We start from the raw sequence: 16,218 nt of genomic DNA on the forward strand, positions 1-16,218 counted from the left end.
GTTCATCATAATATGGGGATTTTAAATAAAGTATTTGATTTGAATAAACGTGAGCTGAAACGGCTCGAAAAGATGACTTCACAAATCGACGCCCTTGCATCGAATATGGAAAAGCTGTCGGACGATCAGCTTCGTGAAAAAACGGAAGAGTTCAAAGCCCGTTACCAAAAAGGGGAAACGTTGGATGATCTCCTTGTTGAAGCATTTGCCGTCGTACGCGAAGGAGCCCGCCGTATCCTTGGCCTATACCCATACCGTGTTCAGTTAATGGGGGGGATTACTCTCCATGAAGGAAATATAGCCGAGATGAAGACTGGGGAAGGTAAAACGTTAACATCTACGATGCCGGTTTATTTGAATGCTCTTTCCGGCAAAGGCGTTCACGTTGTAACAGTTAACGAATACCTGGCAAGCCGCGACGCCGGCCAAATGGGTGAGCTCTATGAATTTCTGGGCTTAACGGTTGGATTAAATTTAAATAGCATGGATAGTGCTGAAAAGCAGGCTGCCTATGCAGCAGATATTACTTACGGAACAAATAACGAATTTGGGTTCGATTATTTAAGGGATAACATGGTCCTCTATAAGGAACAAAAAGTGCAGCGCCCACTTTTCTTTGCGGTAGTCGATGAAGTTGACTCCATTTTGATTGATGAGGCGCGGACACCGTTAATTATCTCCGGTTCAGCCCAAAAATCAACCGTTCTTTACATACAGGCTAACGCCTTTGTCCGGACTCTGACAAAGGACGTTGATTATACGTACGATGAAAAAACAAAGTCTGTCATGCTGACGGAAGAAGGGATCAGCAAAGCGGAAAAAGGCTTTGGCATTGAAAATCTTTTTGACATTTCGCATGTTACATTAAACCACCATATTAATGAAGCGCTAAAAGCAAATGTCACAATGCACCGAGACGTAGATTATGTCGTGCAGGACGGCGAAATTGTTATCGTAGACCAATTTACCGGACGCCTTATGAAGGGCCGCCGATACAGCGAAGGCTTGCACCAGGCGATTGAAGCGAAGGAAGGCGTCGAAATTCAGAATGAAAGCATGACAATGGCGACGATCACCTTCCAAAACTACTTCCGGATGTATGAGAAATTATCCGGTATGACTGGAACAGCCAAAACAGAAGAGGAAGAATTCCGTAACATTTATAATATGAATGTTATCGTGATTCCAACAAACCGGCCAGTTGTTCGCGATGACCGTGCGGATTTAATCTATGCCTCAATGGAAGGCAAGTTTAACGCGGTAGTGGAAGATATCGTTCAAAGGAATCTTGTTAACCAGCCGGTGCTTGTAGGTACGGTTGCTATCGAAACCTCCGAATTGATTTCGAGAATGTTGTTGAAAAAAGGGATTAAACATAACGTGTTAAACGCCAAAAACCATGCACGCGAGGCAGATATCATTGCAGAAGCAGGTCAAAAGGGTGCAGTTACCATTGCAACCAACATGGCCGGCCGGGGTACGGATATTAAACTCGGCGATGGTGTTAAGGAATTGGGCGGACTTGCTGTTATCGGTACAGAACGCCACGAAAGCCGACGAATTGACAATCAGCTACGCGGACGTTCTGGCCGCCAAGGGGATCCAGGGATTACCCAGTTCTATTTATCAATGGAAGATGAATTAATGCGCCGTTTCGGTTCTGATAATATGAAATCCATGATGCAGCGACTTGGCATGGATGATACTCAGCCTATTCAAAGTAAAATGGTTTCAAGGGCTGTAGAATCCGCGCAGAAACGGGTTGAGGGAAATAACTTCGATGCCCGGAAGCAGCTGCTTCAATATGATGATGTACTCCGCCAACAAAGGGAAATTATTTACAAGCAGCGGGATGAAGTGTTAGAGTCTGAAAACCTTCGTGAAATCGTACAAAACATGATTCTGCACTCGATTCAGCGCAATGTTGATGCCCATACACCGCGTCATGAGGACGAGGAATCTTGGAATCTTAAAGGAATGGTTGATTACGCTCACGCTAATCTTCTTCCTGAAGGTGATATTACAGAAGATGATTTGCGCGGCAAAGATCCGGAGGAAATGGTGGAAACCATTTATTCAAAAGTGAAAGAACGCTATGAGGAAAAAGAACAGCTTCTGTATCCGGAACAAATGCGCGAGTTTGAAAAAGTTGTAACGCTTCGCGCAGTAGATTCGAAATGGATTGACCATATTGATGCTATGGATCACCTGCGACAAGGTATTCATTTACGCGCTTATGGACAAATTGACCCGCTTCGTGAATACCAACATGAAGGCTTCGCGATGTTTGAGTCCATGATTGAAGCAATCGAAGATGAGACCGCCATGTATATTATGAAAGCAGAAATTCGCAATAATCTTGAGCGCCAGGAGGTTGCACAAGGACAAGCGGTAAATCCGAAGGAAGACGGAGAATCTGTGAAAAAGCAACCAAAAGTGAACAAAGACAACGTTGGCCGTAATGCGCCATGCCCATGCGGCAGCGGCAAAAAGTATAAAAATTGCCACGGAGCAACGATGTAAATTTTAAGCCGGGGATTTTTCCCCGGCTGTTTTGTACTTTTAATCCTATGTTTAAAAAAATGCTTAAAGATCCTCCATAGTGATTGGCGGAATGGACTTCTTATTTAATAAAAACCTTTTAAAAAAGTGCAGCGTTTTTTCAGCTGCACTTTTTTCACATCATTTAGTCATTTTCATTTCCATTGTCATTGCCATGGCCTTTGCCATTATGATTTCCGTGTTCTTCTTTTGAACCGTTCTGATGGTCTTCATTTTCTTTTTGAGCTGCTTCAGTTTGTTTTTCAATTGCCTTTTGAGCTACTTCTGAATGTTTTCCTACTGTTTGTTGAGCTGCTTCAGTATGCTTTTCCACGGCTTTTTGTACTTCTTTTGGTTGATTTGCTGCATGACTAGTAGATCCTTCTTGATGTTTTTTCACAGTTTGAGTTTGGTTTTCTTGATCCTTCTGGTCATCTGCTTCAGTTGTTGTTGAAGTATTGACTGTTGCATTTGTATTATCTTTAACATCTGTTGTTTCGTTCTGATCATCAGCTCGGGCATTATCATCTTTTGAAGCGTCATCGGAAACTTGTCCGTTAGCTGATTGGTCCTCAACATCTTGTAATTTTTGAGCAAGATCACTATTCATTTTTCCAAGCTTCTTATCTAACTTAGCAAATGACTTTTGAATGTTTTTCATAAGAGCTTTCTGTGCAGTTGGATTTTTAACATGCTGTAATGCCGCTAATAGCGCATCAATGTTATGTGCAAGCTTGTTTTCTACTTTTGTAGCTGGTTGATCAGCTGTTTGGCTGTCAGTGCTGCCAGATTGAGTTGTTTGAGTTTGAATTTGTGTACTGCCAGTTTGACCTGTTTGTGTTGTTTGGCTTTGAGTACTGTCCGTTTGACCCGTTTGTGTTGTCTGGTTTTGAGTGCTGTTATTTTGTGTGCCTTGTGCATTAGAAAGTTGTTGGCTAGCTTGTTCTTGAGTTGCAATAGCATCTTTTAATGTCTGTTCTGCCTCTGCTGTTTTCCCTTGTGAGATTAATACGTTTGCTTCGGCAATACGTTCAGCCGCAAAATCAGCCAAAAGCTGCGCCTTTTTTGTATCATTAAATGTAAACGCTAATTGAATTTTTTCCATCATAGTTTTAACAAAGTAGAAGAAATCGCCAGGAACAAGTGATGGCGTATTTGTTCCACTTGTGTTTTGGTCTGTAGTAGAAGTACTTTGAGTTCCAGTTGTACCAGATTGTGTTTGGCTCGTACCTGTGCTGGTTCCGGTTGTGCTTTGCGTTTGGTTAGTGCCTGTAGTGCTTCCAGTTGTGCTTTGTGTTTGGTCAGTGCCTGTAGTGCTTCCAGTTGTGCTTTGTGTTTGGTCAGTGCCTGTAGTGCTTCCAGTTGTGCTTTGTGTTTGGTCAGTGCCTGTAGTGCTTCCAGTTGTGCTTTGTGTTTGAGCTGAAGTTGTAGCTGTAGTGGTTGTTGAAGTTCCGCTTTGCGTTTGATCCACAGGGGAACTAGTTGTATTAGTCGTTGTCCCAGTTGTTGTGTTTGTATCTGCGAAGGCTGCTCCTGCACCTAATGAGAAAATAACGGATGATGCCAGCACGCTGCTAGTTACTACATGTACAATTTTTCTGCGTTTCATAGAATGATTCCCCCTGATAAAGTAATTTTTCACTTAAAGACTACGTCGATAAAAATCACTTTATGTCGGTGTGGAGAAAAAAATATATTTGGTAAAAAAATCCCTTTTACCTCAATCGGGAGTGGAAATCAATTTTAATGCAAGAAAAAAGCCGCTCCGAATATAGAAACGGAACGGCTTTCACATAGCCTTAATATTAATGAGCTTCGATTAAGCCATAACGGCCATCTTTACGTTTGTAAACAACATTTGTCCGATTTGTGTCGGAATTGGTAAATACATAAAAATTATGTCCCAGCATGTTCATTTGTAAGATAGCTTCTTCACTGTCCATAGGCTTTAGGTCAAAGCGCTTAGTACGGACTACTTCAAGATCGTCATCTTCCTCATGAATTTCTGTTTGATCAGAAGTTGTAAATGTGATTGGAAAGTTTCCTTTATCACGGAATTTGCGGTTAACCTTTGTTTTGTGCTTACGGATCTGTCTTTCTAACTTATCTGTAATCAGGTCAATCGCTGCATACATATCTACATTGGTTTCTTCAGCACGTAAAACCAAGTGTGGCAGCGGAATGGTTACCTCTACCTTCGATGTTTTATCTTGATTGAATCTAAGATTCACATTTACTTTGGAATCAGGTGCTTCCGTTAAATAGCGATCCAATTTAGAAATTTTCTTTTCCACATATTCTCTGATTGCTGGAGTTACCTCAATGTTTTCGCCACGCACGTTATAGTTCATTTGTGGACTCCTCCTTTTATTAAGGCTATGTATTTACATTTCTATTTTACCCTATGATAATCCTGCTAAGTCAGGATAAATTTTTTGTCGATTTATTGACAAAACCATCGGGATAATAGTGTCAATTACTCTGTTATCTTTGATAACATTTGGATATTTTTGTTAAAATTAATGTTTACCCATTTTTTTCTCAGGACAATTTCCCGTGTAAATACTCTCTGAATAAGGTAAACCGATGTGAAATTGAAGGAGGATGCCCAATCAATGACTCAAGAAGAAAGAAAACCGCTTGCCTGGCATGAGACACTGGAATTGCATGAATTGGTTGCCTTCCAATCAATTGGGTTAATGAAGTTAAAAATGTCGATTAATCAGGTTACAGATTCCGAATTAAAGGAGCTTTATCGAAAATCTATTCATGACCTTGAAGGCAACCTTAAAGAATTATTGCGATTTTATCCATCGGCCCAAGGATTTCAGCCCCGTGATGATGAATCTCGTCAAGATATGGGGTTTTTCGCCGGTGATCTTCTTGGACTATCCAAAACGCTGGTGCGAAATCTTGCGGGTGCCATCACTGAAACAGCCACTCCTGCCTTAAGAAAGACCTTAACTAACCAATTAATGGGAGCTATTCATGGCCATGAAAGAGTCTTTAACTACATGCATAGGCATGGCTATTACCCAGCATATGACCTAGGACACCTGCTCGGCCACGACATGGAGATGGCCCAAACAGCCCTGAATATGTAAAATACAAGGCGGACATTTTTATATGCCGCCTTTTTGACTTTGATGACCGTGGTGCCTGACAACGTGGTTGTGGTGCCTGACACCGTGACTATCTCGCAATTGTCACGGATTCCACCCGTTCTGCACCGGCATCTTTTAGCAGTTTGGCAGCTTGACGCAATGTAGAGCCTGTTGTGTAGATATCGTCAATAAGGATTACCCTTTTTCCCTGAAATGGAAAACTAGGTTTCAATTGGAATATTTGCCGGAGATGAATCCGATCATCTCTAGATTTCTTCGATTGTTTTTCCGAATGGGTTCGGGTTAGGATTTCCGATTCAGGGAGATCGGATTCTTTTAATAACGCCGCTGCCTGATTAAAACCGCATTCATATAGCCGTTCTTTGCTTAAAGGGATTGGAACAAAAATGTCAGCCTCCAATTCTCCTAACTTCTTTTTGAAAAATTCAATAAAAACCTTAACAAGAATATAATCCCCGCGAAACTTAAAGCGGGCAATCACTTCTTTTAAAAAATCATTATAAAGAAACAAAGAATGGTTTTTAGTTAGAAGGCCGCGCCAATTTTCATCATTTTCCCAGCGGAAGCAGTCATAGCATAAATCCCCACTGCGAAATTTTTCATCCAAACATTGTAATTTCCGACTGCAAATTTTACATGTCTCTCCAGTGATTGGTTCCATCTTTTTCAAACAGTCTTGGCAAATATACAACTTTTTGTCCATTGAAAATATGGATTTCCAGCCGATAGGTGACCGGATTGGCTGAAAACAAATTAAACAGAAGTCTTGTGGGAAAATATTCAGTTTTTCCACCTCCTGATTTGATTTAATCGATTAATCCTCGCTTAACCCCTTCCCGGTTCATCGTCATAATTTGCTTCCGTGCTTTTACCATTTCTTCTGTTTTCCCATAATGAAAAAATGTAACATTTCCTTTTGGGAAATCTTTGCTTCTTCCCGCTCTACCGGCAATTTGAACAAGAGCACTTTCAGTAAAAATTTGATCTTCTGACCCTACCACAGCAACATCAATATTTGGAAACGTTACGCCACGCTCCAAGATGGTTGTAGTTAAAAGGATCGTAATTTCTTTGGAGCGCATCATTTGCACCTTCTCTTTTCGCTTAGGATCCGCAGCATGAACTGCCACGATATCAGGTGTGAACTGGCGGAGAATGGGGAGCGCTTTTTCCATTAAAGGGATATGCGGAAAAAAGATTAAGCTTTGCATGCCTGTTTGAATGCGATCTTTAACCCAATTTAGGACAATTGCTGGTAGTTTGTTTTTGTTTAACTGCTTTTGCCAGTTTCCGCACCAGGAAAAATTAGGGATAGGCAGCGGATGTCGATGGAAACGGGCTGGAATCGTTGTAAAAGCCCGTTTGCCAGTGCGGCACTCGAACTGCCACTTTTCATTGGGAGTGGCAGTTAGATAGATCATCGCTGACACGGGTTTACGAGCCTGTATCGCCGCATGTTTTAACGACTCCTCTACTGTATATGGAAAGGCATCGACCTCATCTAAAATAATGGTATCAAAGGCATGATAGAAACGGAGAAGCTGGTGCGTTGTGGCAATGGTTAATGGCGCAAAAAGGTGGCGGTCTTCGCTGCCCCCATATAAGGATGCAATCGTTGTGCGGGGAAAGACCTCCCTTAGCCTAGGTGTAAGCTCCAAAACTACATCTGTCCTCGGAGTTGCAATACAGACCCTTTTCTTTGCTAAAAGGGCTGCTTCAATCCCAGCAAAAAGTACCTCCGTTTTTCCTGCGCCGCAAACAGCCCATACTAAGTACTCCTGATTATCTCGAATTGCTTTAACTACATTGTTCGATGCTGCTTTTTGCCCTTCCGACAGCGCTCCCTGCCATGCGAGAAGCTTTTCGGGAGAACTGGTTTGTATGGTGTTATTCACCATTTCCGCATAGGATGGCTCTGAGCCGTTCCAGCCAATTAGCGTGGTGCATTCACTGATTCTTCCCATCATGAGACATTTTCGGCAATAGAGGCAGGTTTCCCCGCACCTGGCACACGGATAGGCGGCAAACCATTTCGGACTTTTTGTGCCGCAGCGGTTGCAGATGGGCTTTTTGCCTATGTATTCTATTCCTTTACGGTAAGTTATATATCCGTTTTCATAATGTGTATGGATTTCTTCAAAGGGGTGTGGAATATCTTCTAGGAGAATTTGTTTACCGGTTAGGAGATGTTGCAATTCTTGGTTGTAGGTGAAGTGTGGGTTTATTTGCGGCTGTGAGATCGATGGAATTTCCGAGATTTTCAATGAATCTTCGTTTGAATGGCTTGGAATCAACTTATTTTCAGTTATGATGAAGCGCATATGATCCCCTTCTTCGGACTTAATTGATATACCCTTCCTTTTGTTTTTCCTGTCTTGGGCAGGTTTAATCTGTATAAAAATTTTTGAGCAATATCTTCGGTTGGAAGATGTAAAAAATTGCGAAATTCTGAACTTGTTATGGTTGGTTTAAATATATGGAAATTGTCATGGAGCGCCTCTAAATGAGCCTCTTTTGAAGAACTATGACAGGCGGGGCAAATCCATTAACCTCTTTTATAATTCATCGGTATATGAAGGCAATTTTCATTCGGGCAGCAAACGCCGCTCTGAATATCATTTTTTGAAAGCTTATATTCCGCTAATATTTTAATCGATTTCGGGCTATGCTGGCTGAGAATCAGCTTAGCCATTTTGTTTAAGGCCTTTTTATCTACTTTTTCTTGTGGAAATTGTTTTTCAAGATTTTCAATCTTATTTAAAACCTCTCTCCCCTTGCATATTTTGCTGAAATCCGCATGAGCATGATTTGATTTCAAAATAGTATTGGTGCTCTTAAAAAAAATCAGGTAATCCATTGGCAGAAGATTACATCCATTTTTAATCAACCATCTTTTTAATAAGGCTCTGTTATTATTCATTGTTGATTTTCGTGTAGGTACGAGAATTCATAAGCGGAGAATTTCCGGCTAATGTATAAAGTAGAAGTTTAAGAAGCAGATATAAGCGGAGGTATTCCGATTAACTGCTCTAAATATGACAAAAACCACAGATTTGGATAATATACAAGGAAAAACTTCCTTTATTTTTAAGGAAATAGGAGTATTTCCCAATTTAAACGGAATTTTACCGTTTATTTTTCAAACACAGTGAAATCAACATTCAGCTATAACAGAACCTTTAATAAAGAAAGGATGCGCTGGCACTGAACACGCGGGTCTTCGTAGGTTTCTTCCTTTCCATCCTCATTTTTTCGGATCAATTGATGGAATGTATTGTCAAATATCAAGGTTGCCATAATATTCTTTGCTTCAATAATTAGGATATAGTTTCGAGAGAGGAGGAGAGTATCGATTTGAAAGTGTATGCCATTAATTTGCAGTTGGAGGTCGTGGAAGATGTAATATTGATCGTTTGGAAGTTCTTTAACGTAATTAGCTAGGGCAAATTCTCCCCAGTATCCAGCCCATCTTTTAGCTAGGTCTTTTTCAATGTCTTGATATTTAATACAACCATTAACCAGACGTTTTCTTATAATCTCCAGCAAAAATAAACGCTGCGGTAAGGTTAATTCTTTCATAACCGAATCAATTTCATAATTTCCTTTTTTAAAAAAGTCTAGATTGTCCCTAACGGGACTTATTCAATTTTTTAAAACTACGCTACTTGTTGTTGCGGGCATTCTAACATTTTTCTGATACGATCAACTGCTAATTTTGAGGCATTATAAACTAAGGTGACTAAGTCAAAATGAACTTTGGCACGCTTTCCTGTTCGATAACGAACATTGTCTAGTTGAAAGTATAACTTGAGATAAGCATTCACACGTTCCACAGCGGTACGTCGTTTAAAGACAGTTTTCCAAGCTTTCGAACCACGGGCCGGTGCTGTATATTTTCGAAGATCTGTCGTGATTTTTATTTTATAGGTCTTTTGGCAAATACCCTCATTGGCTAAAGGGCAATTTTTACATTCTTTTGGATGTGTATATTTGAGAGTTTTGTATTTCGGATCGAAACTATCATATCGATACGAGTGTTCCCGGAAACAAGTGGGGGCGAAATGTTTATCAAAACCTTCTATCTCAGGTTCATTACGCTTGTTATAGGCAATAACAGATTGGTGACCCATCCGGTGAATTTGTTCATAAATCGGTTCGTAATCATACCCAGCATCCATCGTATGGTACCGTAAAGTTGAAAGTTGAACACGCTCTTGAATTCCTTTTAATAAAGGAATCGCAGCCTTTCCGTCATTCAAATTACCAGAAGAGAAAAGCGATTGAAGAATATATTGGCTTTTTGTTCCAACAGCTAAATGAGCCTTATATCCATACCAAAATACGTTCTTTCCTTCGCTGTTTTTCTTTACACCCCACTCAGGGTTTTTGGGAATTTCAGCACGAAGATGATCTAAAGTAACGTCTAACTGTTCTTCAATTTTCTTTTCAAAAAGAGGTAGATTGGTTTCGCGATCAGCTTTTTCAATCAACCATTGTTCTCTTTCTTCTTTCGATTTACGCCCACGTTTCTTAGGTTCGTTTTTTGGTTTTTCCTCTTTTTGAGGTGCCTGATCTTTTGCTTCAAAGTGTGTGGCATCAAGAGCTACTGTATCATCAGTGACAAATCCTTCTGTAATGGCTTGATAAAGAATCGTTTCCTTAACCTTTTCAAGAACGTTAGATTCACTGAGGATTGTCACCATTCTTGAATAAGCTGCTTCTGAAGGTACAGTATCAGAAACCAAAAATCCGCAGTCTAGACGGAAAACCATGTCATTTTTTAATCTCATCACCAAATCTTTAATAAAAGGAATTCGTTCCATTAATCGGGCAACTAAAGAGTAAATCATAGCTGCATAGTTCAGTTCAACAGGTCTACCAAAACGAGATTTCTTCGTTACCACAGAGAAGATTGGTTCAATGTTGATAGCAGAAAAAACAGCTTCAAAACGATGGGTAGGTTCTAAATCGTATAATTCTTGTAGTCCAAATAGGCTTCCTTGTCTTATAATAGCCATAGGGAGTCTTCCTCCAGTCTTATAAGTTTGTGTGGTGCTTACTTATTTAGACATTTTGGGGAGGTACTCCTTTTTTTGGTGTTTAAAAGCCTTGAGCCCGTAGGGCTCAGATTTTTGAAATTGATTCAACCAATTGATTTATCACTCCTTCTGTTTGTTTTAAAAAAAGATTCTACATGTGATGTAGAATTTCCTTCTTATTTGTCGATTTTTTTATGAGTTTATTTCAACACCTTTTTAAGAAATGAATCCTGTATTTTATCTGATTTTAATCGGCGAGTTTTCCGCCGAGTTGGCTGGTTTTTCCGCCAAACTCCGGACTTTTTCCGCCAATCTATTCAACTTTTCCGCCATTGCCCTTTTATTTACTTTTTTCTGATAGTTCCTCGACCTTATTTCCGCCATCCCCTTTTTGTTTATTTTCGCCAAGCTTGTTGGTTCCGACAGTAAATAAAAAACGCCCCATCCTGCAGGACAGAGTCGTTTCAAATAAAATTAGTTAATTTTCTTCATCCAGCCCATTCCCATGCCGCCTTCTCCGAGGTGGGTGCCGATAACAGGACCGAAGTAGCTGACGGCGAATTCGACGTTTGGATATAAGGCTTCGAGCTCAGTCTTCCACTCTTTTGCTTCTTCCTCGCGATTGGCGTGGATGACAACAGCCCGGTATTCACCGCCGCTCAAGGCATCTTCGCCAAGTAAGTCGGATATCCGTTTCAACGCTTTTTTGCGGGTGCGGATTTTTTCAAATGGAACGATGACTTTGTCGACAAAATGCAGAAGCGGTTTAACCTGGAGCAAGCTGCCGAAGAAAGCAGCAGCACCTGATAAGCGGCCGCCGCGCTGGAGATGAGACAAGTCGTCGACCATAAAATAAGCGCGGGCTGTTTTTTTCAATTCTTCCAAATGAGCAATAATCGCCAATGGATCCTCTCCCTTTAAGGCCAGCTCCGCTGATTCAATGGCATAAAAGCCTTGTACCATACAGCTGATTTCGGAATCAAATGCATAGACCTTAATGCCTTCGACCATTGTGCCGGCAGAGACTGCGCCTTGGTAGGTGCCGCTGATTCCGCTGGATAGATGAATGCTGATGACAGCATCATATTCTTTAGCGAGACTTTCAAACAGCTCGACAAACTGGCCAATTGGGGGCTGTGATGTTTTTGGGAGATCTCTATGTTTTACTTCCGTATAAAACTCACTTGCGGAGATATCTACTTCTTCCTGGTATACTTCATTGCCAAATATGACATTTAAAGGAATCATATGAATATGGTATTTTTCTCGAATTTCATTCGGTATGTACGCGGTACTATCCGTGACAATTGCCGTTTTCATAAATGGGTATCCATCCTTATCATTTTTCTATCAAATATATTTTATATGAAACAACATGAAAATGCATTATCATGTAAAAAATGTTTTTTACATGCAAAAAGAGCACGCAGTTCATTTGCGTGCTCTTAGCCAATAATATTAACGAACTTCTACCCAGCCATTTTTGATGGCAACAACTACGGCTTGGGTACGGTCGTTTACATTCATTTTTTGCAGGATATTGGAAACATGGTTTTTTACTGTTTTTTCACTTATATAGAGCGCCTCACCGATTCCGCGGTTGCTTTTTCCATCTGCCAGCATTTGCAGAACTTCGCATTCGCGGCGTGTCAATAAGTGAAGCGGACGGCGAATTTCGACGGTTTGCACATAGCCGCCGCCGCGGGAAACGCCTGCTGCCAGCTTCCGGTACTCGTTAACCAAATTATGCGTTACCTTTGGATGTAAGTAGGAACCGCCCTCGGCCACAACACGAACTGCTTCTATCAGTGCATCTGCATCCATTTCTTTTAGCAAATAACCGCTTGCCCCTGTTTTTAGGGCATGGGTTACATAATTTTCATCGTCGTGGATGGAAAGAATAATCACTTTCGTATTAGGAAATTGTTCAATTAATTCTCGAGTTGCCTCAATGCCATTCATTTGCGGCATGTTGATATCCATAATTACCACATCTGGGTGGTGTTCTTCCACAATGCTAAGAGTTTCACTTCCGTCATCCCCTTCGGCAACAACCTGGAATGACTTTTCAAATTCTAGTATTCTTTTAACACCTTCTCTAAAAAGTTGGTGATCATCAATAATTGCAATTTTAGTATTCAATGGTTACACCCCTCATCTTTCGAAAATTTTCAACATGGAGAACCTTCTTTAGCTGATCAATGGAACATAAATATTAACTGCAGTTCCTTTACCGATTTTAGAAGTAAATGTGATTTCGCCATCAAGGAGGTCAACCCGCTCTCTCATCCCAATGATTCCAAAAGAGTCCGGCTTCTTTTGACTGAGGTCAAAGCCGACCCCGTTGTCTTTAATCAAAACCGTTACAGCAGAATTGGTTATCTCTAATCTTACTTTAATTTCACTGGCATTTGCATGCTTTAGCGCATTTTGTACAGATTCCTGAATCAGCCGGAATAACGCAACCTCATACTTAGCAGGGAGCCGGCGTTCTTCTGAGCCAATATTCATAAATTCAATAATTGAATTGTTATGATATTCTTCGATCGTTCTCAAGTATTTTCTGAGGGTTGGAACAAGGCCTAAATCATCTAATGCCATTGGCCGTAAATCATAAATAATGCGCCGAACCTCATATAATGCAGAACGAACCATCTTTTTAAAGCTTTGTATTTCAGAAAAAGTTTCTTCTGGACCTTTTTCCCGGAATACCCGTTCCACTAAATCGGAACGGACGATGACATTAGCGAGCATTTGTGCCGGTCCGTCGTGAATTTCACGTGAAAGCCGTCTCCGCTCTTCTTCCTGGGCCTCAATAATTTTCAAACCAAGGTCCTGCTTTGCTTTGGCTGTCTCAAACGCTTTGCCGAACTGCTTCAAATCACTCTGCAAATAATTCATGACAACAGAAATTTGCGAGATGAGCTGGTCAGCACGCTCAATCGTTTCAAATAATTTAATTAATCTATGCTCCAGGTCGTTTCTCTTCTCGAAAAGCTGCTTTTTAAACTGCAAATTAATCGAAAGATCCATCTGCAGCTGATGAGCTTTTTCGTAGGCATCGCGAACCTGCTCCTCAGAATAATTTTTAAAGCTCATACTTACTTCTGACAGTTTGGCTCTTGCTTGATGAAGTTCTTCCTCAAGCTGATCTCCTTCTTCGTTCAACTTCACCATGGTTTGCCTGATATTCGTTAAATCATTTTTAATGTTTTCATAATCTTGCCGGCATTGCTCGCTAATCTGAAAAATATCACTTTTGGAGCAAGTAACGGTATCAATCATTTCCTCACGAATTTCATCAATCGACTTTACTTTCATCTGATTCATTTCCATTCCTCCAGGGATCTGATTTTTCCCCTTTAGGCTTTTAAACCTAGTTTAACTCCAATGAAGAGATTTTGCTATTGGAAAAACAACAACCCCCTCATTTTCGGAAAAAAGTAGTATACTACTAATAGGAGGGCTCTACTCCTTTCCTACTATAAAAAACAATTCCTACATAATGCTCATTATACCATTCGAACTTTACATCCATATTAAAGGTATATTACAGAAATTTTTTTAAAAAATTATTTCCTGATGAGAAAATCATTATGAAAAATCATTTATATCTTTAGGACTAGCGAAAAAGGAGGGCCTAAAATGCTACCCTATTATTATACTGTAAAAACTTTCGGTGAACATGAAATTACAATACAAAAATCACGTTTTATTGCGCATGTCCAAAGAGCAGAGTCAGAACAGGAGGCACAGGAATTCATTCAGATGATAAAGAAACAGCATTGGGACGCCACCCACAACTGCTCCGCCTATATAATTGGAGAGCATGATCAGATTCAAAAAGCGAACGATGATGGTGAACCAAGCGGCACGGCCGGTGTTCCCATTCTCGAAGTTTTGAAAAAAAGAAACCTGAAGGATACCGTTGTAGTCGTTACTCGTTACTATGGCGGAATAAAATTGGGCGCCGGCGGACTGATTCGTGCTTACGGAAAGGCTGCATCTGAAGGTTTGGATGCCACCGGAATTGTCGAACGAAGACTGACGCAAATCGTCCATGTGAATATCGATTACACCTGGCTAGGGAAAATTGAAAAGGAAATTCGAGCTTCCGATAATAAAATGAAAGAAATTCATTACTTGGATACGGTTGAAGTTGAAACATACGTTGACGAAAGCCGGGTACAAGAATTCACCGATTGGATAGTCGAATTAACGAACGGACAATGTTCTATTAAAATGGGCAAAACAGTTTATTTAGAAGAAGATTACCAAAAGTAAATGGTGTCTTTGAAGATGATTATAATCGTTCTTTAAAAAGAATACAATGGATTCCAGAAAAAATGAAAGGGGCTCACGTCATGAGTCCCTTTTTTCAATGATTACATTATGAACGGTCTTTCACGGTTGATTCTCTCAACGTCTGCATGATATTTAATAATGGACGATACTCCCTGCCGACAAGGCCAATTTTTTCTGCAATAATTTCGATTATGACAACGACAACCGTAATTAAGAACAAAGCACCGCCGAGCCGGGCTTGGGAATAAATGACCGCGACCAGGCCAAAAAAGGCAGCCATCGCATAGATCAGCAAAACAGTCTGGCGGTGGGAGAACCCCATGCGCAGCATGCAATGATGCAGATGGGATTTGTCTGGTGCTGATAGTGGCTTTTTATGGATGATTCTTCTTAGAATAGCAAAAAACGTATCGGAAATAGGTACGCCCAGAATGATAACTGGAATAATAAACGAAATAAATGTAACATTTTTAAACCCTAGAAGAGATAAAACGGAAATCATAAATCCTAAAAATAAGGCGCCGGTGTCTCCCATGAAAATGCTTGCCGGGTGAAAATTATAAATTAAAAATCCAAGGGTACTGGCAAGGAGAATTAATCCTGCTGCTACAACAAAAAAGTTCCCCTGAATCATCGCCATTCCGGAAATCGTAATTAGCGCAATGGAGGATACTCCTGCAGCGAGCCCGTCAAGTCCATCAATTAGGTTAATGGCATTTGTTATTCCAACAATCCAAATAATGGTTAATGGGATACTCAAAAAACCGAACTCAAGTTGTCCTCCGAACGGCAGATTGATAAAAACCACTTGCAAATCACCAACAAAAACAACAGTAACCGCAGCAATCAATTGCCCCAGCAGCTTTATTTTGGCAGGAAGTTCAAAAATGTCATCACAAATACCTGTAACGACAATTATGGAGCAGCCAAGTATAATCGCTCCTGCCGATTGAATTTCAGGTCTTAGGAGGACAATTCCTGCAATAAAGCTGAGATAGATAGCCAAACCACCAAGCCTTGGCATGATCTTCTGATGCACCTTTCGCTGATTCGGTCGATCCGTAGCTCCAATGGTGAAGGCTAGTTTTTTTATCAGAGGTGTTATAAGAATGGAGAGCACAAAACATACTATCAAGGTAAGATAAAGCATGGACAAATCCTCCTTGATGTCAGTTTGTCCATTAAATATAAAACGAAAACTACTTATT

The 16,218-nt window shown here is 40.5% G+C and carries 14 protein-coding genes; 3 read left to right on the forward strand and 11 right to left on the reverse strand.

Annotated features, from left to right (window positions below; genetic code table 11):
• The first annotated feature begins 12 nt into the window (after positions 1-12).
• Entirely contained in the window at positions 13-2,523 is a 2,511-nt protein-coding gene (gene secA, locus HPT25_RS04100; protein ID WP_173060319.1) for a preprotein translocase subunit SecA, read from the forward strand.
• 163 nt (positions 2,524-2,686) lie between these two features.
• Here the strand turns inward: secA and HPT25_RS04105 are convergent, their stop codons facing one another.
• Both HPT25_RS04105 and hpf read right to left on the reverse strand, forming a co-directional pair.
• The gene (locus HPT25_RS04105) at positions 2,687-4,150 is read right to left on the reverse strand and encodes a DUF5667 domain-containing protein (protein WP_173060322.1); all 1,464 of its coding nucleotides are present in this window, start codon (positions 4,148-4,150) and stop codon (positions 2,687-2,689) included.
• 196 nt (positions 4,151-4,346) lie between these two features.
• Positions 4,347-4,892: a ribosome hibernation-promoting factor, HPF/YfiA family gene (gene hpf / locus HPT25_RS04110; protein ID WP_173060325.1), complete on the reverse strand. Its 546-nt coding sequence runs from the start codon at positions 4,890-4,892 to the stop codon at positions 4,347-4,349.
• A gap of 264 nt (positions 4,893-5,156) precedes the next feature.
• Between hpf and HPT25_RS04115 the strand changes: the two genes are divergently transcribed.
• Complete coding sequence (locus HPT25_RS04115) at positions 5,157-5,645, forward strand: spore coat protein (protein WP_173060327.1); 489 nt, start codon at positions 5,157-5,159, stop codon at positions 5,643-5,645.
• An 88-nt stretch (positions 5,646-5,733) separates the two neighbouring features.
• Here the strand turns inward: HPT25_RS04115 and HPT25_RS04120 are convergent, their stop codons facing one another.
• The 8 genes from HPT25_RS04120 to HPT25_RS04155 form a co-directional block, all read right to left on the reverse strand.
• Complete coding sequence (locus HPT25_RS04120; RefSeq protein ID WP_376767907.1) at positions 5,734-6,369, reverse strand: ComF family protein; 636 nt, start codon at positions 6,367-6,369, stop codon at positions 5,734-5,736.
• Positions 6,370-6,472: 103 nt separating this feature from the next.
• The gene (locus tag HPT25_RS04125) at positions 6,473-7,987 is read right to left on the reverse strand and encodes an ATP-dependent helicase ComFA (protein WP_173060329.1); all 1,515 of its coding nucleotides are present in this window, start codon (positions 7,985-7,987) and stop codon (positions 6,473-6,475) included.
• A 224-nt stretch (positions 7,988-8,211) separates the two neighbouring features.
• The gene (locus HPT25_RS04130; RefSeq protein WP_217269619.1) at positions 8,212-8,484 is read right to left on the reverse strand and encodes a hypothetical protein; all 273 of its coding nucleotides are present in this window, start codon (positions 8,482-8,484) and stop codon (positions 8,212-8,214) included.
• A 347-nt stretch (positions 8,485-8,831) separates the two neighbouring features.
• Positions 8,832-9,245 (reverse strand): nuclease-related domain-containing protein, encoded by a 414-nt coding sequence (locus HPT25_RS04135; RefSeq protein WP_173060335.1) that lies wholly within the window; start codon positions 9,243-9,245, stop codon positions 8,832-8,834.
• A 77-nt stretch (positions 9,246-9,322) separates the two neighbouring features.
• The gene (locus tag HPT25_RS04140) at positions 9,323-10,684 is read right to left on the reverse strand and encodes an IS1182 family transposase (RefSeq protein ID WP_173060338.1); all 1,362 of its coding nucleotides are present in this window, start codon (positions 10,682-10,684) and stop codon (positions 9,323-9,325) included.
• Between the two features lie 495 nt (positions 10,685-11,179).
• Positions 11,180-12,025 carry a fatty acid kinase binding subunit FakB gene (locus HPT25_RS04145; RefSeq protein ID WP_173060341.1) on the reverse strand — a complete coding sequence of 282 codons (846 nt, stop codon included), beginning with the start codon at positions 12,023-12,025 and terminating at the stop codon, positions 11,180-11,182.
• Positions 12,026-12,163: 138 nt separating this feature from the next.
• A complete protein-coding gene (locus HPT25_RS04150) occupies positions 12,164-12,847 on the reverse strand; it encodes a response regulator (RefSeq protein WP_173060344.1) in 684 nt (227 codons plus the stop codon).
• Between the two features lie 48 nt (positions 12,848-12,895).
• Entirely contained in the window at positions 12,896-14,041 is a 1,146-nt protein-coding gene (locus tag HPT25_RS04155; protein WP_173060347.1) for a sensor histidine kinase, read from the reverse strand.
• A gap of 309 nt (positions 14,042-14,350) precedes the next feature.
• Here HPT25_RS04155 and HPT25_RS04160 point away from each other — a divergent pair, with 309 nt between their 5' ends.
• The gene (locus HPT25_RS04160) at positions 14,351-14,989 is read left to right on the forward strand and encodes a YigZ family protein (RefSeq protein WP_173060350.1); all 639 of its coding nucleotides are present in this window, start codon (positions 14,351-14,353) and stop codon (positions 14,987-14,989) included.
• A gap of 106 nt (positions 14,990-15,095) precedes the next feature.
• Here HPT25_RS04160 and HPT25_RS04165 read toward each other — a convergent pair whose 3' ends face one another.
• Entirely contained in the window at positions 15,096-16,160 is a 1,065-nt protein-coding gene (locus HPT25_RS04165; protein WP_173060353.1) for a glycosyltransferase family 4 protein, read from the reverse strand.
• Positions 16,161-16,218 lie beyond the last annotated feature (58 nt).

This window comes from Neobacillus endophyticus (assembly GCF_013248975.1).
Classification (GTDB): domain Bacteria; phylum Bacillota; class Bacilli; order Bacillales; family Cytobacillaceae; genus Neobacillus; species Neobacillus endophyticus.

Excerpts from the sequence above, each read along its gene's own strand:
- secA (WP_173060319.1), top strand. The coding sequence starts at position 13 with ATGGGGATTTTAAATAAAGTATTTGATTTGAATAAACGTGAGCTGAAA.
- HPT25_RS04105 (WP_173060322.1), bottom strand. The coding sequence starts at position 4,150 with ATGAAACGCAGAAAAATTGTACATGTAGTAACTAGCAGCGTGCTGGCA.
- hpf (WP_173060325.1), bottom strand. The coding sequence starts at position 4,892 with ATGAACTATAACGTGCGTGGCGAAAACATTGAGGTAACTCCAGCAATC.
- HPT25_RS04115 (WP_173060327.1), top strand. The coding sequence starts at position 5,157 with ATGACTCAAGAAGAAAGAAAACCGCTTGCCTGGCATGAGACACTGGAA.
- HPT25_RS04120 (WP_376767907.1), bottom strand. The coding sequence starts at position 6,369 with ATGGACAAAAAGTTGTATATTTGCCAAGACTGTTTGAAAAAGATGGAA.
- HPT25_RS04125 (WP_173060329.1), bottom strand. The coding sequence starts at position 7,987 with ATGCGCTTCATCATAACTGAAAATAAGTTGATTCCAAGCCATTCAAAC.
- HPT25_RS04135 (WP_173060335.1), bottom strand. The coding sequence starts at position 9,245 with ATGAAAGAATTAACCTTACCGCAGCGTTTATTTTTGCTGGAGATTATA.
- HPT25_RS04140 (WP_173060338.1), bottom strand. The coding sequence starts at position 10,684 with ATGGCTATTATAAGACAAGGAAGCCTATTTGGACTACAAGAATTATAC.
- HPT25_RS04145 (WP_173060341.1), bottom strand. The coding sequence starts at position 12,025 with ATGAAAACGGCAATTGTCACGGATAGTACCGCGTACATACCGAATGAA.
- HPT25_RS04155 (WP_173060347.1), bottom strand. The coding sequence starts at position 14,041 with ATGGAAATGAATCAGATGAAAGTAAAGTCGATTGATGAAATTCGTGAG.
- HPT25_RS04160 (WP_173060350.1), top strand. The coding sequence starts at position 14,351 with ATGCTACCCTATTATTATACTGTAAAAACTTTCGGTGAACATGAAATT.
- HPT25_RS04165 (WP_173060353.1), bottom strand. The coding sequence starts at position 16,160 with ATGCTTTATCTTACCTTGATAGTATGTTTTGTGCTCTCCATTCTTATA.